The sequence below is a fragment of the Parasphingorhabdus sp. genome, from assembly GCF_059726685.1.
Genome location: NZ_AP041068.1, coordinates 30,182 through 50,832, shown reverse-complemented (window position 1 = coordinate 50,832; position 20,651 = coordinate 30,182). Strand labels below are relative to the sequence as shown.

Annotated in this window: 17 protein-coding genes; 7 read left to right on the top strand and 10 right to left on the bottom strand. The window is 52.6% G+C overall.

Features of this window, described 5'->3' with window-relative positions; translation table 11 throughout:
- Positions 1–308: 308 nt before the first annotated feature.
- Positions 309–1,658, top strand: a complete 1,350-nt coding sequence (locus AC6I9Z_RS00245; RefSeq protein WP_461458090.1) for a DEAD/DEAH box helicase — start codon at positions 309–311, stop codon at positions 1,656–1,658.
- Here the strand turns inward: AC6I9Z_RS00245 and AC6I9Z_RS00240 are convergent.
- The 3 genes from AC6I9Z_RS00240 to AC6I9Z_RS00230 all read right to left on the bottom strand — a co-directional run bounded on the left by AC6I9Z_RS00240 (position 1,655) and on the right by AC6I9Z_RS00230 (position 5,263).
- Positions 1,655–2,824, bottom strand: coding sequence for a CaiB/BaiF CoA transferase family protein (locus tag AC6I9Z_RS00240; protein WP_461458092.1), 1,170 nt, complete (start codon positions 2,822–2,824; stop codon positions 1,655–1,657). The two genes, AC6I9Z_RS00245 and AC6I9Z_RS00240, sit on opposite strands and share 4 nt — an antisense overlap.
- A 12-nt stretch (positions 2,825–2,836) precedes the next feature.
- The gene (locus AC6I9Z_RS00235; protein ID WP_254054214.1) at positions 2,837–4,291 is read right to left on the bottom strand and encodes a coniferyl aldehyde dehydrogenase; all 1,455 of its coding nucleotides are present in this window, start codon (positions 4,289–4,291) and stop codon (positions 2,837–2,839) included.
- Positions 4,292–4,387: 96 nt separating this feature from the next.
- A complete protein-coding gene (locus AC6I9Z_RS00230) occupies positions 4,388–5,263 on the bottom strand; it encodes an HpcH/HpaI aldolase/citrate lyase family protein (protein WP_461458095.1) in 876 nt (291 codons plus the stop codon).
- A gap of 212 nt (positions 5,264–5,475) precedes the next feature.
- On the opposite strand from AC6I9Z_RS00230, the gene AC6I9Z_RS00225 reads away from it, so the two are divergent.
- Together AC6I9Z_RS00225 and AC6I9Z_RS00220 are read left to right on the top strand one after the other, a co-directional pair.
- On the top strand, positions 5,476–6,672 hold the full coding sequence (locus AC6I9Z_RS00225) for an O-antigen ligase family protein (RefSeq protein WP_461458097.1): 1,197 nt from the start codon (positions 5,476–5,478) through the stop codon (positions 6,670–6,672).
- 204 nt (positions 6,673–6,876) lie between these two features.
- Entirely contained in the window at positions 6,877–7,230 is a 354-nt protein-coding gene (locus AC6I9Z_RS00220; RefSeq protein ID WP_461458099.1) for a hypothetical protein, read from the top strand.
- Here AC6I9Z_RS00220 and AC6I9Z_RS00215 read toward each other — a convergent pair.
- From AC6I9Z_RS00215 to AC6I9Z_RS00205, 3 genes are read right to left on the bottom strand one after another with little or no spacing between them, the layout of a single operon-like run.
- Positions 7,227–8,294 carry a mannose-1-phosphate guanylyltransferase/mannose-6-phosphate isomerase gene (locus AC6I9Z_RS00215; RefSeq protein WP_461458101.1) on the bottom strand — a complete coding sequence of 356 codons (1,068 nt, stop codon included), beginning with the start codon at positions 8,292–8,294 and terminating at the stop codon, positions 7,227–7,229. The two genes, AC6I9Z_RS00220 and AC6I9Z_RS00215, sit on opposite strands and share 4 nt — an antisense overlap.
- A 10-nt stretch (positions 8,295–8,304) precedes the next feature.
- Positions 8,305–9,063: a class I mannose-6-phosphate isomerase gene (locus tag AC6I9Z_RS00210; protein WP_461458103.1), complete on the bottom strand. Its 759-nt coding sequence runs from the start codon at positions 9,061–9,063 to the stop codon at positions 8,305–8,307.
- Between the two features lie 41 nt (positions 9,064–9,104).
- Entirely contained in the window at positions 9,105–10,430 is a 1,326-nt protein-coding gene (locus tag AC6I9Z_RS00205; RefSeq protein WP_461458104.1) for a UDP-glucose dehydrogenase family protein, read from the bottom strand.
- A 306-nt stretch (positions 10,431–10,736) separates the two neighbouring features.
- On the opposite strand from AC6I9Z_RS00205, the gene AC6I9Z_RS00200 reads away from it, so the two are divergent.
- Positions 10,737–12,644, top strand: coding sequence for a polysaccharide biosynthesis protein (locus AC6I9Z_RS00200; RefSeq protein WP_461458106.1), 1,908 nt, complete (start codon positions 10,737–10,739; stop codon positions 12,642–12,644).
- A 34-nt stretch (positions 12,645–12,678) separates the two neighbouring features.
- On the opposite strand, the gene AC6I9Z_RS00195 is transcribed toward AC6I9Z_RS00200, so the two are convergent.
- The 3 genes from AC6I9Z_RS00195 to cysD are packed head-to-tail and all read right to left on the bottom strand — an operon-like array spanning position 12,679 to position 16,261.
- Positions 12,679–13,407 (bottom strand): 3'(2'),5'-bisphosphate nucleotidase CysQ, encoded by a 729-nt coding sequence (locus tag AC6I9Z_RS00195; RefSeq protein ID WP_461458108.1) that lies wholly within the window; start codon positions 13,405–13,407, stop codon positions 12,679–12,681.
- Positions 13,404–15,344 carry a sulfate adenylyltransferase subunit CysN gene (cysN, locus tag AC6I9Z_RS00190; RefSeq protein WP_461458110.1) on the bottom strand — a complete coding sequence of 647 codons (1,941 nt, stop codon included), beginning with the start codon at positions 15,342–15,344 and terminating at the stop codon, positions 13,404–13,406. The genes AC6I9Z_RS00195 and cysN overlap by 4 nt, the downstream gene beginning before the upstream one ends.
- Positions 15,344–16,261: a sulfate adenylyltransferase subunit CysD gene (gene cysD / locus AC6I9Z_RS00185; protein ID WP_461458112.1), complete on the bottom strand. Its 918-nt coding sequence runs from the start codon at positions 16,259–16,261 to the stop codon at positions 15,344–15,346. The genes cysN and cysD overlap by 1 nt, the downstream gene beginning before the upstream one ends.
- A gap of 251 nt (positions 16,262–16,512) precedes the next feature.
- Between cysD and AC6I9Z_RS00180 the strand changes: the two genes are divergently transcribed.
- Complete coding sequence (locus tag AC6I9Z_RS00180) at positions 16,513–18,897, top strand: xanthine dehydrogenase family protein molybdopterin-binding subunit (RefSeq protein WP_461458114.1); 2,385 nt, start codon at positions 16,513–16,515, stop codon at positions 18,895–18,897.
- Between the two features lie 14 nt (positions 18,898–18,911).
- Positions 18,912–19,367 (top strand): (2Fe-2S)-binding protein, encoded by a 456-nt coding sequence (locus AC6I9Z_RS00175; RefSeq protein WP_461458116.1) that lies wholly within the window; start codon positions 18,912–18,914, stop codon positions 19,365–19,367.
- Between the two features lie 22 nt (positions 19,368–19,389).
- On the opposite strand, the gene AC6I9Z_RS00170 is transcribed toward AC6I9Z_RS00175, so the two are convergent.
- The gene (locus tag AC6I9Z_RS00170) at positions 19,390–19,782 is read right to left on the bottom strand and encodes a hypothetical protein (RefSeq protein WP_461458118.1); all 393 of its coding nucleotides are present in this window, start codon (positions 19,780–19,782) and stop codon (positions 19,390–19,392) included.
- A gap of 343 nt (positions 19,783–20,125) precedes the next feature.
- Here AC6I9Z_RS00170 and AC6I9Z_RS00165 point away from each other — a divergent pair, with 343 nt between their 5' ends.
- Complete coding sequence (locus tag AC6I9Z_RS00165; protein ID WP_461458120.1) at positions 20,126–20,638, top strand: RNA polymerase sigma factor; 513 nt, start codon at positions 20,126–20,128, stop codon at positions 20,636–20,638.
- Positions 20,639–20,651 lie beyond the last annotated feature (13 nt).

The following is a 20,651-nucleotide window of genomic DNA, read 5'->3' as shown; positions in this document are numbered from 1 at the left end:
CACTCTACCCACTCTGCGTGATGCATCAACAGGTTTCGGTCGTTCCGTGGCAAGTTATGATCAAGGCGGCGCAACAATCACAAAGCTTGACTTCGGCACGATAGTCCCTATGTTGCATTGCAGCAAAGGCAGATATCTGTCTGGCGAGAGTTCTGCGTGAGAGATAGAGAGCTATCTCGAACCTATCGCCTTCATTGCTTCTCATTTTCCGGCAGCCTGATCACGCGGGTCGTCTTAACCGACGGCGAACGCGCGCACGAGTTTTGCTCGTGCTGCGCCCACTGGCTGCTTATTTTAAGGTATTATTTTTGACATTATTTTCTGATTTCGCTCTGGCGAAACCTATTCAAACGCGTGTAGCCGAAGGCGGCTACACCAAACCGTCCCCCATTCAGCAGCAGGCCATTCCGCCAGCGCTTGAAGGCAAGGATATCCTTGGTATCGCACAGACCGGCACCGGCAAGACCGCTGCTTTCTCGCTGCCTTCTATCCATCACCTGTTGGACAACAAGCGCAAGCCTGGCCGTAACGAATGCCGGATGCTGGTACTCGCGCCAACGCGGGAACTGGCGCGGCAGATTGCCGACAGCATGACCGGCTATTCCAAGGGTCTTGGCATGTATGTGACATCTGCTTTTGGTGGTGTGCCGATCAATCGGCAGAAACGCATTTTGCAGCGCGGTGTGGACGTACTCGTCGCAACTCCGGGCCGCTTGCTTGACCTAGTTGATCAGCGCAGTCTTGACCTCAGCAAGGTCGAAATATTGGTGCTCGATGAGGCGGACCAAATGCTCGATCTTGGCTTTATCGTACCGCTGAAAAAGATTGTGCCGATGTTGCCAAAAAAGCGGCAGAGCCTGTTCTTCTCGGCCACGATGCCCAAAACAATTTCCGAGCTGGCCGACCGGTTCCTAACCGATCCGGTTCAGGTATCGGTGGCACCGCAATCGACGACTGCCGAGCGGGTTGATCAGCGAGTTACCTATATCAACCAGGACGACAAGCAGCGTCTGTTGAAGGATTTTGTGAACCAGGAAAACCCGGATCACATGCTGGTCTTCACCCAGACCAAACATGGGGCGGACAAGGTTGTGAAAAATCTGAACGCGGTCGGCATCCATAGCGCTGCGATCCACGGCAACAAAAGCCAGCCGCAGCGCGAACGTGCTCTGGGTGATTTCCGCAAGGGCAAGATCAATATTCTGGTCGCTACCGACATTGCCGCGCGCGGTATTGATGTCGATGGCGTCAGCCATGTGATCAACTTTGATATGCCCAATGTGCCGGAGCAATATGTTCACCGTATCGGCCGGACTGCACGGGCAGGCGCTTCAGGTATTTCCTATTCGATGGTTGCTCCAGACGAACGCCAGTTTCTGCGTGACGTAGTGAAGCTAACTGGCGTGAAACCGGAAGTTGTTGCACTGCCCGAAGGCTATGACGAACCGCCTCGCGAAGAAGTGGCGCCCCGTATCTATGGTCAAAAGCCAAAGAAATACGGTGCGAAACCAACCCGTGGTGGTCCGCCGAAGAATAAGCATAGTTCGCGCAAGGGTCGTCCCGGTGGAAAACCGGGTGGCAATAAAGGCGGTCCCAAGCATTGGAATAATGGCGCGAAATCATTCAAGCGCCGGCAGGCACGCAAAGCGGACGCCTAGTCGCTACGCAACGCCTTGGTATCCGACAGATGGGTTATTTCCCCATCTGTCAGGCCCAGCCAGTTTTTAAGCGCGGCGACATTATGTTCGCCGCGTTTCGCTGTTTTGGCGCTGCTGTCGATGCCGCTTTTCGATTTTGAAAACCGATAGGGCGACTGGACAGTCCTACGGGCATTGCCGGCATCGTCGGTGACATCGACAATGGTGCCGAGATGCCCGATACTCGGCTGGTCATAAACATCCGGGCCAAAGGGATGCACTTCACCCCAGGCCAGATTGAGCCGGTCGAGCGTCGCGGTCAGCGAATCAAAGCTGTCATGGGACCGGATATGCTGTTCCATGGCCTCTCGCCGTAACTTGACCTTGGTCGGAATATCCGCGCCCTCCGGTGTCGGATCTGCAAGGCCGTCTTTCGTCGAGAACATCAGCCACAGCCATTTCATGTCGCCGACAATCAGGATCTGGCGATCTTCAGGTGCTTCCCAGACCAGAGTTTCCGGCGGTTTCGGCCAGATATCATCCAGTGCGAAATGCGCATAATCATCGGCTGAGTGCAGGACATTGAGCATCGCGAGATCGATATGTTGCCCTTCGCCGGTCTGATCGAGCGTGCGCAAGGCCGACAGGATCGCGATAATCCCGTGCAGGGAGCTGTAACTGTCTGCCATCGCAAACTGGATATCGGTGGGATGGCCGCCACTCATTTCGGCTTGTCGCGCAATCAAACCGGTCTCAGCATGAAGGACTGGCGCATAGGCGGCTTTTTCCTTCTCCGGCCCGTTCTGACCATAGCCGGAGATGGACAGCATGATGAGCCGCGGATTGACCTTCGACAGATCGTCCCAGCCAACACCAAATTTGTCCATGATGCCCGGGCGGAAATTCTCCACGACAATATCGGCCTGCGCCGCGAGCTTCCTCACCAGTTCTGGCGCGCCTTCCGCTTTGAGATCGAGACAGATATTCTGTTTACCGATATTGAGCTGCAGATAATTGCCGCTGACGCCGCTTTCGCGTTTGGCCAGCTTCCGGGTGACGTCACCTTCCGGTGGTTCGACCTTCAATACTTCTGCGCCGAGATCGGACAGCATCCGTGTCGCATAAGGACCCGCGACCACGCGCGAGAAATCCAGGACCTTGAGCCCTGCTAAAGGGAAATCTGCCATATCCGTCTGACTTCAGAGTTTCATCTGCTGTTTCATGGTCTTTTCGGTAGCGGAACCATAAGGCGGCAGGAAACCGGCAATTTTGGCAATATTGACTTTCGGTTGACGGTAAACGGCCTTGGCGTGACTGAACTCCTTGAAGCCGTCTGGCCCGGTATAGGCGCCCATGCCTGAAGGACCTACGCCGCCAAAGGGCAGGTCGTGCTGCGCGATGTGGAAGATCACGTCGTTGACCGTGACGCCGCCTGATATCGTTTTGTCGAGCACCTTGCGTTTGTCCGATTCCGTTTCACCGAAATAATAGAGGCCGAGTGGACGGTCATGATCGTTCACATAATCGACAACTTCATCGAGGTTGCGGTAGGTTTTGACCGGCAAAACCGGACCAAAAATCTCTTCCTGCATCACCCGCATGTCTTCATTGACATTTTGCAACACGGTGAGCGGCATCTTGTTGCTGTTGGTGTTTGCGAAATCCTCATCGCCGGGATTGACCACGGTCTGTTTCGCACCCTTGGCAACCGCATCGTCGATCAAGCCCTGAAGGCGTTCCTTGTGCCGCCCGTTGATCACGGACGTATAATCGTCATTGGCAATCATTGTCGGATATTGCTCTGCGACATTGCTGGCGATGCCTTCAACGACGGCTTCTTCCTTGTCCTGCGGCACCATCAGATAATCGGGCGCCAGACAGATTTGCCCGGCATTCATCATCTTGCCCATGGCAATCCGCTGGGTCGTTTTCTGGACATCCGCATCCGGGCCGACAATGGTTGGCGACTTGCCACCGAGTTCCAGTGTAACCGGCGTCAGATTCTGTGCTGCTGCTGCCATCACATGCTTGGCAATTCCGCCGCCGCCGGTGAAGATCAGGTGATCCCAAGGAATTTCCGAAAATGCCTTGCCGGTTTCCGGACCACCGGTGATGACGACCATCTCTTCGGGCGCGAAATATTCGGAGACGAGCTTCTTCACCAGCTCGCCGGTTTCCGGACAGAATTCGGAAAATTTGATGATCACCCGGTTACCGGCGCCGAAAGCACCGATGGCCGGATCAAAAGCGAGGTTAATCGGGAAATTCCATGGCGAGATCACGCCGACCACGCCCTTTGGCTGATACTCCACCGCCCCGCTGGCACCAAGCAAACCAAGCGGGAAATCCATCTTGCGCTTCTCGGGCCGCATCCATTTGCGCAGGTTTTTTTTGTGATCCTTGGCATGGCCGACCACGGACATCAGGTCGGTCATAACAGTTTGAACCGAGCTGCGATGGCCAAAGTCATTGGATACTGCTTCACACAGCGCATCTTTATGATCAATGATCATTTGGGCAGTGCGGTTGATCCGGTCCATGCGGGTTTCATAACTGACCGGCAGTTCGGCATGAAAAGCATCGCGCTGCGCCTGAAATGCCGCCATGATTTCGTCTTTGCTGACTTCGCCAGCTGCTGCTTCCAATGCTTCCACGTCTCTTCTCCTGCAAAGCGCCAGTTTGCGCGCATCATTTTTGGTTTCAATTAACCACTTAAACCATATTTTTGCGGTTTGTCGAGATCGAACGGATTATTGGGTGCCGGATTGGTCGGCGGCTGCAATTGCTTCCGCCATCGCTATGGTCTGTTCTGCCTGCTCCAAATGCAGCCGCTCGGTCATCTTGCCATTGACGGTTATCACGCCTTTGTCCGCATTTTCTGGATCTTTGAACGCGGCGACGATCGCCTGTGCTTCTGCAACCTTGGCGTCATCGGGCGCGAATTCGCGATTTGCAATGTCGACCTGGGAGGGGTGGATCAGCGTCTTTCCGTCAAATCCATATGCTTTCGCCTGGCGGCATTCCTGTTCGAACCCGGCCGGATCCTTGAAATCATTATACACACTGTCGAGAATATTCAGTCCATAAGCCCGCCCCGCCATGATGGTTTGAGCCATGGCGGGCGTGAATAAGGCCCGATCTTGCTCGGCCCGCATTTCCTTCGCGAGATCGTTAAAGCCCATGACGAAAGTCGTCAGCCGGGTCGAAGCGACCGCTTCAGCAATGCTGGCTATGTTCAGAACAGCTATCGGCATTTCGATCATGGCCCACAGGCTCAATTTTTCGGTAGCTTTTTCCCCGTCCATGATCCCGGATATCTCTGCAATATCGCTGGCGCTGCGTATTTTTGGTACCAGTATCGCGTCGGTTTTGCTGGCGCAGATGCTTTCCATGTCCTGCGCAAACCACGGCGTATCCATAGCGTTCACGCGCACGACCATTTCCCGCTTGCCGTAACCGCCTTCGGCAAGAGCGTCGCATGCGGCCTTGCGGGCGTCATCCTTGGCATCAAGCGCTACCGCATCCTCCAAATCAAGGATGATCGTATCGGCTGGCAGTGTCTTTGCTTTTTCAAGAGCCCGCGCATTGGACGCCGGCATATAAAGACAGGAACGGCGTGGCTTCATAACTTCTTCTTTCGAACTTCTGATCGCTTCATGTTTCGGCTTAAAACGAGTTGGTGGTTAATGTTAAACTCTACCTAGTTAACCATAAAGTGACAAATGAGTGTTAAGCGAAATCGTTTGATCAAATATGTGAGGATGATCGCTTGATAAATGGGGCTATCTTAAAGTCGCGACCGACCACAAAGTCGCGGACATATTTTCTGTATATTTTGATGGCTTTGACTCCAGTTTTATCGATTCTGATCCCTTGGGATTTCGGACCTCATGAGGGGTTTTATCGTAAGGTTATTGCAGGAAACTCACTGGCGATTCCAATTGTAGAATTACTACTTTGCTGCATATTCTTTCGCGGTGATAGCGCTCCAAAGCGGTTCTTCAATGGAACCAATAAGCTTGATTTACTGGTATTGGCGATATTCCTGCTATCAATAACATATGTTTATATATTTGTTTCTGTGAACCCTGCTGCGGCGGCCTTGGGTCTCATCAGTCTTATCGTTCATGCGCTATTTGCGATCGGACTGTATGATGTCATGCGACGTGAACAGCCCCGGTTGTTTGAGTGTTTTTGGACGATACTGGGGATATCTGTCCTGGCCTATACTTTATTATGGGCTATCGATTTTAGCATCTATCCACCCTCGGAGTCTGATTGGATAAACAGAGTTCCGGGTGTTACCAATGTCCGGTGGGCCGGATTTTTCTGGTTGTCGATATTTGCCGCTGGTTTAGCCCTAATCAACAAAGAGGGAATCCATGGAAAATTGCTGGCGTATGTTTTTGGCAGTTTTGGATTGGCTATGACTCTGTGGACCGGATCGCGAGGCAGTTTGCTCGCTATTCTTGCGGCATTGTTGATAGCCGTTTTGTTTTTTCCGAAGAACCGCAAAACACTTGCCAAGTATTTTCTGATTTCTCTTACGTTTTCAGTTGCGACCAATTTAGTCAGCCCAGCGCCGATGTCACAATATGGGATGGAAAGAATTCTGTCATCCAGTCAACAGACTGATGATATGTATAAAGTCAGTAGCGGCAGAAGTGAACTTTGGGCTTCATCTCTCAGAATTTTTCTCGACAATCCTGTTGCCGGCCATGGCATTGATCAGTTTCAAAGAATGGGTCCTCGAAAAACACTCGGTTTTAAGGGACCACATAGTTTCCCGGTACAACTGTTATTTTCGGTCGGCATCATTGGCCTGTTCTCGCTATTGTATGCAATATTTCGAATGATAACGATCTTCAAAATCGAGATCAGGGATCCGCATCAGATGGCTGCTTTGGCATTTTTTGGCGGCGGTTCCATCTACATGCTATATGATAACTTTCTATATTACCCCTATCCAATAGCCATATATACGATATCGATCCTGATGCTGTTGGTGCCAAGGAAAACCAGTTTGCCCAATTGAGTATTTTCATGGTTTGAAGCCGCGGTCATAAAGGGCCAGCACAGCCGGGCTGTTGGAAAAACTCACAGTTCTCTCAAGTTTAGCAAGGCTAGGCAAACATTAGGCCATTGGCGAATTGATATGGTTCAATTGCGGTATTTGTTCATTGACGGTTAGGGATCACTTCGCCAAGGGTCACCCATGTTGTGGTTGGATATAAAAATAATGCTCGAGAACGTCACGGGCCTAGACCGTGACGCGCTTCACATCTACGGAGCGTTGGCCATACAATTTTCACTTGCTTTGCTTTTTCGCCGGTCACTTGGAAGTCTGTGGCCATGGACAGTTGTTCTTGCTGCGGCATTAGCCAATGAATATTTAGACTATCAACGCCTCGGCTTGAGCAAAGCGCCAGAAGCGCTATTGAGACAGGAAGCATATCATGATCTTTGGAACACGATGCTGATTCCGACGGTACTAATGCTCATTGCCCGGTTCTGGCCCACATGGATGATTGGCAAATCTACGGAAATTGACGGCGTCCATACCAATGGGCTTCAATCAGAGACTGCTGTTTAGTCGTTTTTCTGTCGCTCGCTGACGATCTTCCTGACATCTTGCGACTGGCCCCTGGGCATGATCATCACCTTGTCTCCACTGGCTACTATGATCAGATCATTTACACCAAGTGTTACGACCTCAATTCCATCGGTGTGAATCAGGTTGTCCTTTGCATCAATCGCCAAAACGTCGCCAGTGGTTACGTTAGATTGGTCATCTGAAGCACTGATCTCAAACAGCGAATCCCAGCTGCCGACATCGGACCAACCTGGATTTACCGGGGTAACGGCAACTTTCTCAGCTTTTTCCATAACGGCATAGTCAATGGAATCAGAAGGCGCGCGCGAAAAGCTGCCTTCATCCGGGCTTGTCTGACTTCCGTCTTTATGCGCCTGTCTCATAGCATTTTGTGCTGCTTCCAGCATTTCTGGCGCATGATCTTTCAGAGCTTGCAAATAGGTATCGGCCCTGAACAGGAAGATTCCCGCATTCCAGAAATAATCGCCGCTGGCGAGCATTTTTTCGGCATTTTCGCGGTTCGGCTTCTCAACAAATTTTTGTGCGGCAAAGCTATTGGTACTGCCGAAAATCGGTTCGCCTTGCCGGATGTAGCCATAGCCGGTTTCAGGGCCGTCGGGTTCGATGCCGAAAGTCACCAGCCACCGTGCTTTTGCCAGGGGCAGTGACTCCCTGACAGCATCATGGAATGCTGCTACGTTCTTGATGACGTGGTCACTGGGCATCACAAGCATCGGACTTTGCGGATTATTGCAGGCAAGAGCGGCTAAAGCGATTGCTGGCGCGGTATTTCTCGCACAGGGTTCGAGTATATGAACGGCCGATGCCGCGCCAATTTCATCCATTTGTTCTTCAACGAGCGCAGCGTGTTTGGCACTGCCAACGATGATTGGTGATCCGAATACATGAGGTTCCTGACATCTTTCCAATGTCATCTGGAACATGCTGAGTGGGCCGGTCAGGTTCAAAAACTGCTTGGGCCGTTTATCTGTCGACAGCGGCCATAGACGAGTGCCCGAGCCGCCTGATAGAATTACCGGGGTTATGAGATTATCGTTACTCATGTTGTCATGTTCATTTCATGGTACACGCAATCAGGCATCTGATATTTTTGGATAGATCGATTTCGGTAACTTTGGTGCAAAGTCCGCATCCCCCGGCGCTAATAGTTTTACCTCTGGCAGTTACCTTACCTTCTAGCGGTATGACTTGCCATTCCCCTGCAACAGTAGCTGTTAATATATCGTGATCGTCGCCAACAACCTGAAACAGTCTGAAATGTGGCCCATCGACCAGTTTGGCAGACTGATCCGGCACAGTTTCACGATAGTTTTCCATATCATAGGGGGCCGGTGTCGCTACCGATATAGCGTCGGCTAGATGCAGTTCGCGCGGGCGTCCATAGTCGTAAAGCCGGTAAGTAATATCGGAATTTTGTTGCACTTCAATCAGCTGTATTCCGGGTCCAATCGCGTGGATGGTACCAGCAGGCACGTAGAACAGATCGCCCGGTTTAACGGGTTTCCAGTCAATCAGCTGTTCAATCTGGCCGCATGCAACCGCTGCGTGTAATTTGGTCGGGCTGACTTCTTTGGTCAGTCCGATGCCCAGGACAGCATCCGGTTCGGCAGCCAATATGTACCAGCATTCTTCTTTGCCAACGGGAGCTCCCTGCCGACGCGCCTGACGATCATTCGGGTGCACCTGAACGGATAGTTTTTCACTGGTGAACAAATATTTGACCAAGAGGGCAGGCGTTATAGCCTTGGGTGGTGCAAACCAGATTTCGCCGACTTTTTCCTTTTGTTTTCCACCAAATACCTCGGGTAACATCGATTGCCCCCATGGCTTTCTGACCTTTTTCTGTCTTAGTTTCATAGGTTGCCCATGGGACCTCGACTACGGCCAACACCTGTATATTCTAGTCCGCTTTTGCCGACATCAGCAGGATGATATATATTTCGTAAATCAACCAGCACTTTGCCGGTCATCAAAGAAGACAATCTGTTGAGATCAAGGGCCCGAAACGCATCCCATTCGGTTACGATCACAACCGCATCGGCATCAGTTGCCGCTTGATAGCTGCTTTCCGTCATTGTGACATCCGGCATGATTTCTGCCGCTATTTCCATGCCTTCAGGATCATAGGCGCTGACCTGAGCACCAGCATCAATCAGAGTCTGGGCAATGGCGATAGACGGCGCATCACGCATGTCATCCGTATTGGGTTTGAACGTCAGGCCCAGCAGTGCCACTTTCTTGTCGCGGGCTTCTCCGCCCAGCGCCTGGATAACTTTTCGACCCATTGCGCGTTTGCGCTGGTCATTTACCTGTACGACGGCTTCGACAATCCGCACCGGACTTTCATTGTCCTGAGCGGTTTTCAGCAATGCCAGGGTATCTTTTGGAAAACAGCTACCGCCATAGCCGGGTCCGGCATGGAGAAATTTAGCGCCGATCCGGTTGTCCAATCCGATACCGCGAGAGACTTCTTGCACGTCTGCGCCAACTTTTTCGCACAAATCGGCAATTTCATTGATGAACGTGATTTTGGTGGCCAGAAAGGCGTTGGCAGCATATTTGATCAATTCTGCGGTCCGGCGGCCTGTGAAAAGGATGGGCGATTCATTGAGAAACAGTGGTCGGTAAATCTCACTCATGACATCTTTGGCCCATTCGGTTTCAGCACCAATCACAATGCGATCAGGTCGTTTGAAATCATTAATGGCCGCACCTTCCCGAAGAAATTCGGGATTGGATACCACGGCAAACTGATCGGCATTGAGCTTTTTCGATAATATCAGTTCAACCTCGTCCCCTGTTCCGACGGGCACAGTGGACTTTGTGACGACGACGGTCGGTTTGGTAATGGAATCAGCAATTTCTTCGCTCGCGGCATGAACATAGCTTAGGTCGGCATGACCGTCACCGCGCCGGGATGGTGTGCCAACGGCAATAAATACGGCATCGCAATCCTTGACCGACTCTTTGAGGTCACCCGAAAAGGACAGTCGCCCGCTGGTGACGTTGCGCTCGACCAGGCTGGCAAGTCCGGGCTCAAAAATGGGCATGATATTTTGTTCAAGCTTTTCAATTTTACGCGGATCCTTGTCCACGCAGACGACTTCATGCCCAAAATCAGCAAAACATGCGCCAGAAACCAAACCGACATAGCCGGAGCCGATCATTGCAATTTTCATATTTATCCTTTGGCGTGATTGATATTGAGTCGGTTATGACACAGTATTCCTGTTTCTGTGGCCCGTTCAAGAATGTCGGTCAAGCATGGCCGCTTATTCCGACCGCTTTAAGGTGCATTCTGTCTTTATATTAATGGGTTCAAGTAAAAATTGTGAGCCAGCTTACATTAATGCCTCAGCCGGTTGATATGCCAATTCGAACTGCGCAATTGAAATATTTGGAAAATGCGGTGAAGTCGTTTATTGGGAAATAGTCGCTTTTGACGCAGCGGTTCAACTAGTTCAGGATTTAGTAAAATCGAAACCATGACCGCCCTTGCCATCTCCATCTTGGAGCGAATAGCAGATATTTCGCGCCGACAGAAACAGGCCATCGTTCTGGTATTGGACATGATTCTTTGCGTCCAGTCGATATGGATAGCCTATTCGCTACGCGTGGGAGTCTGGATTTACTGGGATCTGGCAATTCAGAAAGTAGTGCTTGGCGCCCTGTTGATCATGATTCCGGTATTTTACCTGATCGGTGTCTACAATGCGATTTTTCGCTATGCGGGCTCTGGTATGATGAAGACATTGGTGCGGGCTTTTGCAGTCTATGGTGTGCCAATGGTGATAATTTTTTCGGTTATCGGGATTGCCGGTGTTCCGCGGACCATTGGTGTTATTCAACCCATTATCTTCTTCATAATGGTCGGTTTTTCACGTGTTACCGCACGTTATCTAATGGTCGATATATTGGGGCGCAACCGCTTTGGAGGGCAGGTAAAAACGGTGATCATCTATGGGGCGGGCAATGCGGGCCAGCAACTAGCATCATCCATGCGCTCTGAACCCGCAATGCGATTGCGCGGCTATGTTGATGATGATCAGCGTCTGGATGGCCAAAAGCTCGACGGTGACAAGGTTTTCTGGAGTGGTAACCTGCCGGAAATAATCAACAGATATGCGGTTACTGATATCCTGCTGGCTCTTCCAAACATCTCCCGAAAAAAAAGGCGGGCGATTGTTGATCAGATTCAGAAGTTCAAGGTTCACGTTCAAACCCTTCCAAACATGAAAGATATCATAGACGGTCAAGTGTCATTCAACGATATTCGTGAGTTGGACATAGAAGACCTGCTTGGCCGAGAAACGGTTCCGCCGAATGAACTGCTGTTCGGCCGGACAATAGTTGGCAAGACGGTAATGGTGACCGGAGCCGGAGGCTCTATTGGTAGCGAGCTTTGTCGGCAAATTGCAAAATCGGGGGCACGTCAGCTCATATTGTTCGAGCTGTCGGAGTTTTCGCTCTACGCTATTGAAAAAGAGCTTAAAAACTATCTCGAGCAACATGGCTCTGAAAATATGGAAATCATTCCTGTGCTGGGGTCAGCGACCGATAAGAATCGTGTGAAGGAAATCCTCGCACTCTGGCGACCCGATACAATTTTTCACGCTGCAGCCTACAAGCATGTACCGTTGGTGGAAGCCAACCCAGTCGAAGGTGCAAGAAACAACATATTGGGGACCTATGAGGTTGCTCATGCGGCTCATCTGGCGAAAGTCAGCGACTTTATCTTGATCAGCACGGACAAGGCCGTTCGTCCAACCAATGTCATGGGTGCGACGAAACGCGGTGCTGAACAGATTGTGCAAGCGCTTGCGGATATCAGCGAAACCAGGTTTTCCATGGTCCGCTTCGGCAATGTCCTGGGTTCTAGTGGTTCGGTCGTTCCTCTGTTCCGGCAACAGATTGAAACCGGCGGGCCGATCACTCTTACCCACCGCGATGTGACCCGGTATTTTATGACAATTCCAGAGGCGGCTCAGCTGGTTATTCAGGCCGGTGGGATGGCCAAGGGTGGTGAGGTCTTCGTGCTGGACATGGGCAAATCAGTCCGGATCATGGATTTGGCGAAGACCATGGTCCAACTGTCCGGTTTGACCATTCGTGATGATGCAGATCCTGACGGTGATATCGAAATAGAGGAAGTAGGCTTGCGGCCTGGCGAGAAGCTTTATGAAGAGCTGATTATCGGCAATGATCCAAAGCCGACGGTCCATAACCGAATCATGATGGCCCATGAAAGTCATCTGGGGGCGGCCGATCTGGATGAGTTGCTGAGCAATCTCAGGCAATGTCGTTCGTCTGATGAGACAATAGCACTTTTGAAAATACTGGTTCCGGAATTCGAACATGAACGGGACAATATGAAAGTCGAAAAAGCGTCCTGAAGTTTGTTCAGATCGTCAGGTGTCGTTGCAAGTCTTAGAGCTTCGCAACCAAATCCAGTATTCTATCCGCATCTTGTATATGGCAGATCAACAGGTCGGGCAGATATGTGTCTTTCTGATTATATTGCAGCGTGCTGCCGTCAATGCGTGAGCAGTGTAGGCCATGCGCCTGTGCCACCGCCGCTGGCGCGCAATTGTCCCATTCATATTGACCGCCTGAATGGAGGTAAATGTCGGCCTCGCCGCGGACGATGGCCATAGCTTTGGCGCCTGCTGATCCCATGGGGACAAGCTCTGCATCCAGTATTTCCGCCACTACGACAGCCTCTTTGGCTGGTCGGGAACGACTGACAACCATGCGGAGTTTGTGCGGGCGAACAGGCGCTGCAATCGGAGAATCGCTGCGTAAGGTAAGGCCGAGCGCCGGCAGGGAAACTGCCCCGACTGATGGCTGTCCCTCGACCGCCAGCGCGACATGCACTGCCCAATCACTCCGCCCCTCACCATATTCGCGGGTGCCATCCACCGGATCGATTATCCAGACACGATCTTTGCCCAATCGCTCCTGCGTATCCCTGCTTTCTTCGGACAGCAAGCCATCTTCAGGGCGCAATTCGTGTAGCGCTGCCACAAGCATCTCATTTGCCGCCGTGTCTCCAGCATCGCCCAGTTCCCTTCCGGTCAAATCGGAGTTGTTGCGCAGGTTCAAAAGCAATTGGCCGGCATCTTCCGCCAGCTTTGCAGCCAATTCAGCATCCGTCATATCGTATAGGACCAACTACCGACAATTTTGTCCACGATAATCTCGGCGGCTTCTTCCGGACTCATCTTGGTCGTATCGATCCGCATTTCGGCATTTTCGGGGATTTCATAGTCGCTATCGATGCCGGTGAAATTTTTCAATTCCCCGGCCCGTGCTTTTTTATAAAGCCCTTTCACATCGCGCTCTTCGGCAACTGCCAGCGGCGTGTCCACAAACACCTCGATAAACTCATCCTCGGGCAGCATAGACCGGACGAGTTGTCGTTCTGCCCGGAATGGAGAGATAAAGGCGGTCAGGACAATGAGCCCAGCATCAGCCATTAACTTCGCCACTTCGCCAATGCGCCGGATATTTTCCACCCGGTCGGCATCGGTAAAGCCAAGGTCCTTGTTAAGCCCGTGACGCACATTGTCACCGTCCAGGAGAAAACTGTGCTTGCCAAGCGCGTGCAGCCGTTTTTCGACCATGTTCGCAATGGTCGATTTGCCGGAACCCGAAAGGCCGGTAAACCAGACCACTCGCGGTTCCTGGCGCTTTTGCAGGGCATGGGCCGCGCGGTCGATATCAACATCCTGCCAATGGACATTTTGTGACCGCCGCAAGCAGAAATGCAGCATACCGGCAGCGACCGTCGCGTTGCTGATCTTGTCGATCAGAATGAAGCCGCCAAGGTCGCGGTTATCCTCATAGGGTTCAAAGATAATCGGCCGGTCTGTCGCAATTTCGGCCACGCCGATGCCGTTTAACTCTAACGTCTTGGCCGCCAGCTGCTCCATATTGTTGACGTTGACCTGATATTTGGGTGACTGGACTGTGACGCTGACAAATTGCGTTCCGATCTTCATCCAGTAGCTGCGGCCGGGCAACAGCTCTGCTTCGTCCATCCAGACGATGGTTGATTCAAACTGATCGGCAACCTGCGGCGGTGCATCGGCCGCAGCGATCACATCACCGCGAGAACAATCAATCTCTTCCGCCAGTGTAAGTGTGACCGACTGGCCAGCCACGGCTTCGTCAAGATCACCGTCCATCGTGACAATGCGCTTGACCGTGGATGTTTTTCCGGAAGGCAGCACGCGGACCTCATCTCCGGGCCTTACCGTGCCGCTGGCAATCTGTCCGCTGAAACCCCTGAAATCGAGATTGGGCCGGTTGACCCACTGGACCGTCATGCGCAGCGGCTTTGCCTGATTGGCGGTCGCCATAACCTCTACATTTTCCAGATGCTCGACGAGCGCCGGCCCGTCATACCAAGGCGTATGGGTGGATTTGCTTGTGATATTGTCGCCGGCCAACCCGGAGATGGGAATGGGCGTGAAGGCTTCTATGCCGATTTCCCGTGCAAAAGCGGCATAATCGGCAATAATCTCATCATAGACGGCCTGATCATAGTCAACCAGATCCATCTTGTTCACGGCAACGACGAGATGTTTGATGCCAATCAGGTGCGCCAGATAGCTGTGGCGGCGCGTCTGGGTCAGGATTCCCTGACGCGCGTCAATGAGAATGATGGCCAGATCTGCTGTTGATGCACCCGTGACCATATTGCGGGTATATTGCTCATGTCCCGGCGTGTCCGCGACGATGAACTTTCGCTTTTCTGTTGCAAAGAAACGGTAAGCCACATCAATCGTGATGCCCTGTTCGCGCTCTGCCGCCAATCCGTCGACCAGCAAGGCAAAATCAATTTCCTGGCCTTGCGTCCCGACTTTCTTGCTGTCGGCTTCCAGGGTTGCCAGCTGATCCTCAAAGATCATTTTGGAATCATAGAGCAAACGCCCGATCAGCGTTGATTTGCCATCGTCTACCGAACCACACGTGATGAAGCGCAGCATTGTTTTATGCTGATGCGCTTCCAGATAGGCATCAATATCCTCAGCAATCAGGGCGTCGGTTTTGTAGATGGTTTCAGAATCGATATTTTCGGAATGGGTCATCAGAAATAGCCCTCCTGTTTCTTCTTCTCCATCGATGCCGCTTGATCGTGGTCAATCGCCCGCCCCTGTCGTTCCGAAGTGGTGGTGAGCAGCATTTCCTGAATGATCTGTGGAAGCGTGGTAGCCTCGCTCTCGACAGCGCCGGTCAGAGGATAGCAGCCCAAGGTGCGGAACCTGATAGAGCGTTCCACTGGCTCTTCTCCCTCTTCAAAGCGGAACCGCTCATCATCAACCATCAGGAGCATGCCGTCGCGTTTCACTGTCGGTCTTGGCGCCGAGAAATAAAGCGGCACGATATCGATATTCTCAAGGTGAATATATTGCCAGATATCAAGTTCGGTCCAGTTGCTGAGCGGAAAAACCCTTATGCTCTCGCCTTTGGCTTTCTGTGTATTGTAAAGTTTCCAGAGCTCCGGCCGCTGGTTTTTGGGGTCCCAGCGATGATTGGCAGAGCGGAAAGAGAATATCCGTTCTTTGGCCCTGCTTTTTTCTTCGTCTCTTCTGGCGCCGCCAAAGGCCGCGTCAAAACCATAGTGATCAAGGGCCTGCTTCAGGCCCTGGGTTTTCCACATATCAGTGTGAACAGCGCCATGGTCAAAGGGATTGATACCGCGTTCCTTGGCTTCCGGATTCTGATGGATCAGCAATTCCATACCCGCATCTTTGGCCGCTTTCTCTCTCATCCTGTACATTTCCTGGAATTTCCAGGTGGTATCGACATGCAGCAATGGAAAAGGTGGAGGCGAGGGGAAAAATGCCTTCTTCGCCACATGCAGCATCACCGCGCTATCCTTGCCAACAGAATAGAGCATAACCGGATTCTCTGCCTCGGCAGCAACCTCACGCATGATATGAATGGCTTCCGACTCAAGCCGTTGAAGATGGGTTAGGGGTGTTGCTGTTGCTGAATTCTGCACTGAGAAGGTTCCGATGACGATAGGGATAGCTGATTGCGCTTAGCAAATCCCGGATAAGAGTGGGCACAATAAATTCTTATCGAAGCCAAACCTCTATTATATTTCGTGATTCAAGCCAGAGTAAGGATGGTCTTGTCGTTCGTGCATTTGACACTATGCTGCCAGTTGATAGCCCTTCAAAAACCATCAAGTGGTGAACGGCAAAATGTCGAAGACGAGCAAACCGAAGCCAAACAGCCGGGAGATAATTGATGTTTCTGCATGATATCGGGATCATTCCCGGCGGGCAAAAGACCGACGCGGTTGGTAAAGATACACTCTCGATTACGAATCTCAGCCGCCGGGGCTTTGTGGTCGGTTCAAGTCTTTTTGTAGTTGGCGTCGCGCTAGCCGGTTGTTCAAGCTACGAAGAACCGAAAATTGATCCCGATGCCATTGATCTGCCGGAGGCCGGACCCAGCCCGCTGACCGAGGTCAAGGGCGGCGATGCAACGCCGGCCTTGTGGATTGCCATTGAAGAAGACGGCACTGTCAAAATTACCTGTCATCGTTCAGAAATGGGCCAGCAGGTGTGGACTTCCATGGCGCAGATTGTCGCTGACGAACTGGAAGCCGACTGGAGCAAGGTGCAAATCGTTCAGGCGGAAGGGCATGAGCGCTATGGCGATCAGAATACCGACGGGTCCCGTTCTGTGCGGTATAATTTCCATCGCCTTCGTCTCGCCGGCGCTGCGATGCGGCAAATGCTGACCGAAGCAGCGGCCGTGTACTGGAAGATGCAGCCATCCGAATGCTCGGCTTCGCAGGGGCTGGTCAGCAACAGCCAGAACAGCGACACCCTTTCCTATGGCAATCTCGCCAAGCTTGCCGCCAGACTGCAAGTGCCCGGCGAAGCCGATATCACGGTGAAGGATCCAAAAGACTGGCGCTATATCAACAAGGAAATCCCGTCTCTCACCATTCCACAGATCACGCGCGGTGAAGGGACATTTGGCATAGATGTCGACAAGCCGGGGATGGTCTATGCTGTTATTGCGCGTCCGCCGCAGCTATTCGGAAAGACCGGGGCGGTTCGAGATGCAGATACATTGGCCGTTCCCGGCGTGCTGCAGACGGTGAAGCTGCCTGATGCCAAACCACCGGCCCTGTTTCAGGCGCTGGGCGGGATAGCCGTTGTCGCAGAGGATACATGGGCGGCCATTCAGGGCCGCAATGCGCTGGAGGTGGACTGGATCGACGGACCGAATGCGGGATATGATTCGGAAGCTTTTGCCGAACAAATGCAACAGACCGCAAAGCGGTCAGGCACTGTCCGGCGCAAACGGGGCAATGTAGCCTCTGGGCTTTCGAGCGCAGCAAACAGAATTGAGGCTGAATATTACGCACCGCATTTGTCCCAGTCGCCCATGGAGCCGCCCGCGGCGACAGCCCAGTGGGACGGAGACAAGCTGGAATGCTGGGCATGCGTGCAGGACCCGCAAGCGACGCGTCAAACCCTGTCCGACCTGCTTAAAATCGATAAGGAAAACATTACCGTTAACGCGACATGGCTGGGCGGTGCATTTGGCCGCAAGTCCAAACCGGATTTTGTCGTCGAGGCCGCACTGATCGCCAAGGAAGTCGGCAAACCGGTCAAAGTCACCTGGACCAGGGAAGACGAAGTGCGCCACGGCTATTACCATTCCGTCAGCGCGCAGCGGCTGGAGGCCGGTATGGACGAAAACGGTAGGTGTACCAGCTATCTCCACCGCACGGTATTCCCGCCAATCGCTTCGACATTCGTGCCGGGAATGGACGTGCCGACAGATGGTGAAATGGGTCTGGGAGCTACTGATGTCCCCTTTGCCATGCCGAATCTGCAGGTGGAATCCGGTAATGCAAAGGGGCATTTGCGGATCGGATGGCTGCGGTCTGTTTCCAATATCTACCACGCCTTTGCGGTGCAGAGCTTTGCGGCTGAAATGGCACATGCTGCGGGGCGAGACCAGAAAGAATATCTGCTTGAACTGATCGGTGATGCACGCACTATTGATCCGGGGGATGAGGGCGCCACTTACCCCAATTATGATGCCTCGATCGAGGAATATCCGATTGAAACCGCACGATTGACCAACGTCGTCAACATGGCAGCCGACATGGCCAAGTGGGGGCGTGATTTGCCGTCCGGTCATGGCCTCGGCATTGCCGTTCACCGGTCCTTCCTTTCCTATATCGCGACCGTCATCGAAGTGGCTGTTGGTGCTGATGGCACGTTGACGATACCCGGTGTCTGGCTGGCGCTTGATGCAGGTACCGTGATCAATCCCCGCCATGCCCGGGCGCAGATGGAAGGCGGAACAATCTACGGTCTGTCCAACGCATTATTTGGAGAAATCACTGCCAAGGACGGTGCCGTGGTACAGGATAATTTCCCGTCATGGCGGGTCTTGCGCATGGGTGAGGCGCCGCGCGCATTTGAAGTCGAAATCGTCAAATCAAACAGCGCACCGGCCGGCGTCGGGGAACCGGCAACACCGCCAGCTGCTCCGGCTCTTACCAATGCGATATTCAATGCAACGGGACACCGAATCCGGAAATTGCCGATCATCGGCGCGAGCGGAAGCAAATTGTCATTGCCCGCAAAAGAAACCGCTTAAGTCAGGAGCTGCTCATGGCCACCACACTGAATATCAACGGAAAAGACGAAACCATCGATGCAGCGCCGGGTACGCCGTTGCTCTGGGTATTGCGGGATCATCTGAAGATGACCGGCACCAAATTTGGTTGTGGTGTCGCGCAATGCGGCGCCTGTACGGTCCATGTCGATGGCGCGCCGACGCGCTCTTGCATAACCGCTCATGACTCGCTTGACGGTGCAAAGGTCACGACAATTGAGGGTGTTCAAGGCCGGGCGGCCGACGCTATCCGGGAGGTTTGGGTAAAGAATGATGTCCCGCAATGCGGCTATTGCCAGTCGGGTCAGATCATGGCGGCCACTGCGCTGCTGGCGGAAAATTCAAGTCCCAGTGATGAAGATATCGATGCTGCGATGAGCGGCAATATCTGTCGATGCGCCACCTATATGAGCATACGCCGTGCAATCAAGGAAGCGGCTTCTGAGGTCTGATCAAGCGATCGATTAAAGTCTGTTACTCATTGCGGGTATAGCTGATAAATGGCCCCAGTGCGATGGCGCTGCGGAAGCCAACAGGGGAACTGTCCAGAAATCGCACGATATCCCCGGAGCATAGCATATTGCCATTTGTGCTGGTCACCATGACAAGATCATCATCAAGCATGGATGCCCCCCATTCAGGGCGATTGAGCCAGACCTTGCGGTCGGGCATTTCATAGGCAATGCCGACACGATCAATGACTCTGGTGGAACGCACCTTACGCAACTGGATACATTCCGTCGTTTCGTAAACCTCTACAGGAGGTACGAAAATCATCTCTGATCTATCGGCAATCCGACCAGTGGTCTCCGGGGACGCGCAGCCAGCAACTATGAACAGCACCATGAAAAGTCCAATGCGTATCATTTACTGACTCCTACTCAATCCAACTTTCCGAATAGGCCGGAGGAAGGTTGATACCTTCCTCCGGGATCCGAACTCTTCGGGGAAAGATTTCGGAAAATGGACCCGCAGGGTTCGGGGTGGGTCCAATAATTGAGACGTTGTCGGCTGGCGAAACCCGCAAAGTTTTTCCAAATTATTTTCCAGGCTGTTGAAACTGCCTGTATCTATGTGTAAATTTTATCCAAGACTCTGTTGCAAGATACGATATAACAGAGTCAAAAATAGCATCCCTCCGGGCTTGCGGAATGATATCGATACATTCACTAAAGCCCGCCAACCCCCAATTGCAGAGATTCGTCAGCTTATGACGCAACACGAACTTCAGGCGGTTTTCCTCAATCATCGTGACGCATTGTTGCGGTTTTTGCGCGCGCGCGGTGCGGGGGATAATGCCGAGGACATATTGCAGGACCTGTGGCTGCGGGTATCGGACATGGACGAGGGCAATATCGCCAGCCCGCTGCCCTATCTTTATCGCGCGGCGAATAATCTGATGCACGACCGCTACCGCATGACTCAGCGCTCGCGTCAGCGGGACCATGACTGGAGCGATGTTCACAGGGGAACCGGTGATGCCTCGGACCTGCCGCTTCCCGACCGCGCCCTGATCGCCCGCCAGCGCTTGGCCGAGATCGAAGCAACAATCCGCAGCGAGGGATCGCGTGTACTGAAGGTTTTTCGCCGTTTTCGGGTTGATGGCATTAGCCAGCGGCAGATTGCCGAAGAACTGGGTATCAGCCTGAGCTCGGTGGAGAAAGATCTGCAGAGAGCCTATCGCGCGCTGGCAAGGTGGCGGGAGGGTGAAGATGTCGAATGATATGCGGGATTCC

Bases quoted from the DNA above. Each gene is read 5' to 3' on its own strand.
- AC6I9Z_RS00175 (WP_461458116.1), top strand. From the start codon at position 18,912: ATGGCCACCACACTGAATATCAACGGAAAAGACGAAACCATCGATGCA.
- AC6I9Z_RS00215 (WP_461458101.1), bottom strand. From the start codon at position 8,294: ATGAGTAACGATAATCTCATAACCCCGGTAATTCTATCAGGCGGCTCG.
- AC6I9Z_RS00240 (WP_461458092.1), bottom strand. From the start codon at position 2,824: ATGGCAGATTTCCCTTTAGCAGGGCTCAAGGTCCTGGATTTCTCGCGC.
- AC6I9Z_RS00165 (WP_461458120.1), top strand. From the start codon at position 20,126: ATGACGCAACACGAACTTCAGGCGGTTTTCCTCAATCATCGTGACGCA.
- AC6I9Z_RS00225 (WP_461458097.1), top strand. From the start codon at position 5,476: ATGGCTTTGACTCCAGTTTTATCGATTCTGATCCCTTGGGATTTCGGA.
- AC6I9Z_RS00195 (WP_461458108.1), bottom strand. From the start codon at position 13,407: ATGACGGATGCTGAATTGGCTGCAAAGCTGGCGGAAGATGCCGGCCAA.
- AC6I9Z_RS00230 (WP_461458095.1), bottom strand. From the start codon at position 5,263: ATGAAGCCACGCCGTTCCTGTCTTTATATGCCGGCGTCCAATGCGCGG.
- AC6I9Z_RS00170 (WP_461458118.1), bottom strand. From the start codon at position 19,782: ATGATACGCATTGGACTTTTCATGGTGCTGTTCATAGTTGCTGGCTGC.
- AC6I9Z_RS00180 (WP_461458114.1), top strand. From the start codon at position 16,513: ATGTTTCTGCATGATATCGGGATCATTCCCGGCGGGCAAAAGACCGAC.
- AC6I9Z_RS00220 (WP_461458099.1), top strand. From the start codon at position 6,877: ATGCTCGAGAACGTCACGGGCCTAGACCGTGACGCGCTTCACATCTAC.
- AC6I9Z_RS00200 (WP_461458106.1), top strand. From the start codon at position 10,737: ATGACCGCCCTTGCCATCTCCATCTTGGAGCGAATAGCAGATATTTCG.
- AC6I9Z_RS00210 (WP_461458103.1), bottom strand. From the start codon at position 9,063: ATGTTACCCGAGGTATTTGGTGGAAAACAAAAGGAAAAAGTCGGCGAA.
- cysN (WP_461458110.1), bottom strand. From the start codon at position 15,344: ATGACCCATTCCGAAAATATCGATTCTGAAACCATCTACAAAACCGAC.
- AC6I9Z_RS00205 (WP_461458104.1), bottom strand. From the start codon at position 10,430: ATGAAAATTGCAATGATCGGCTCCGGCTATGTCGGTTTGGTTTCTGGC.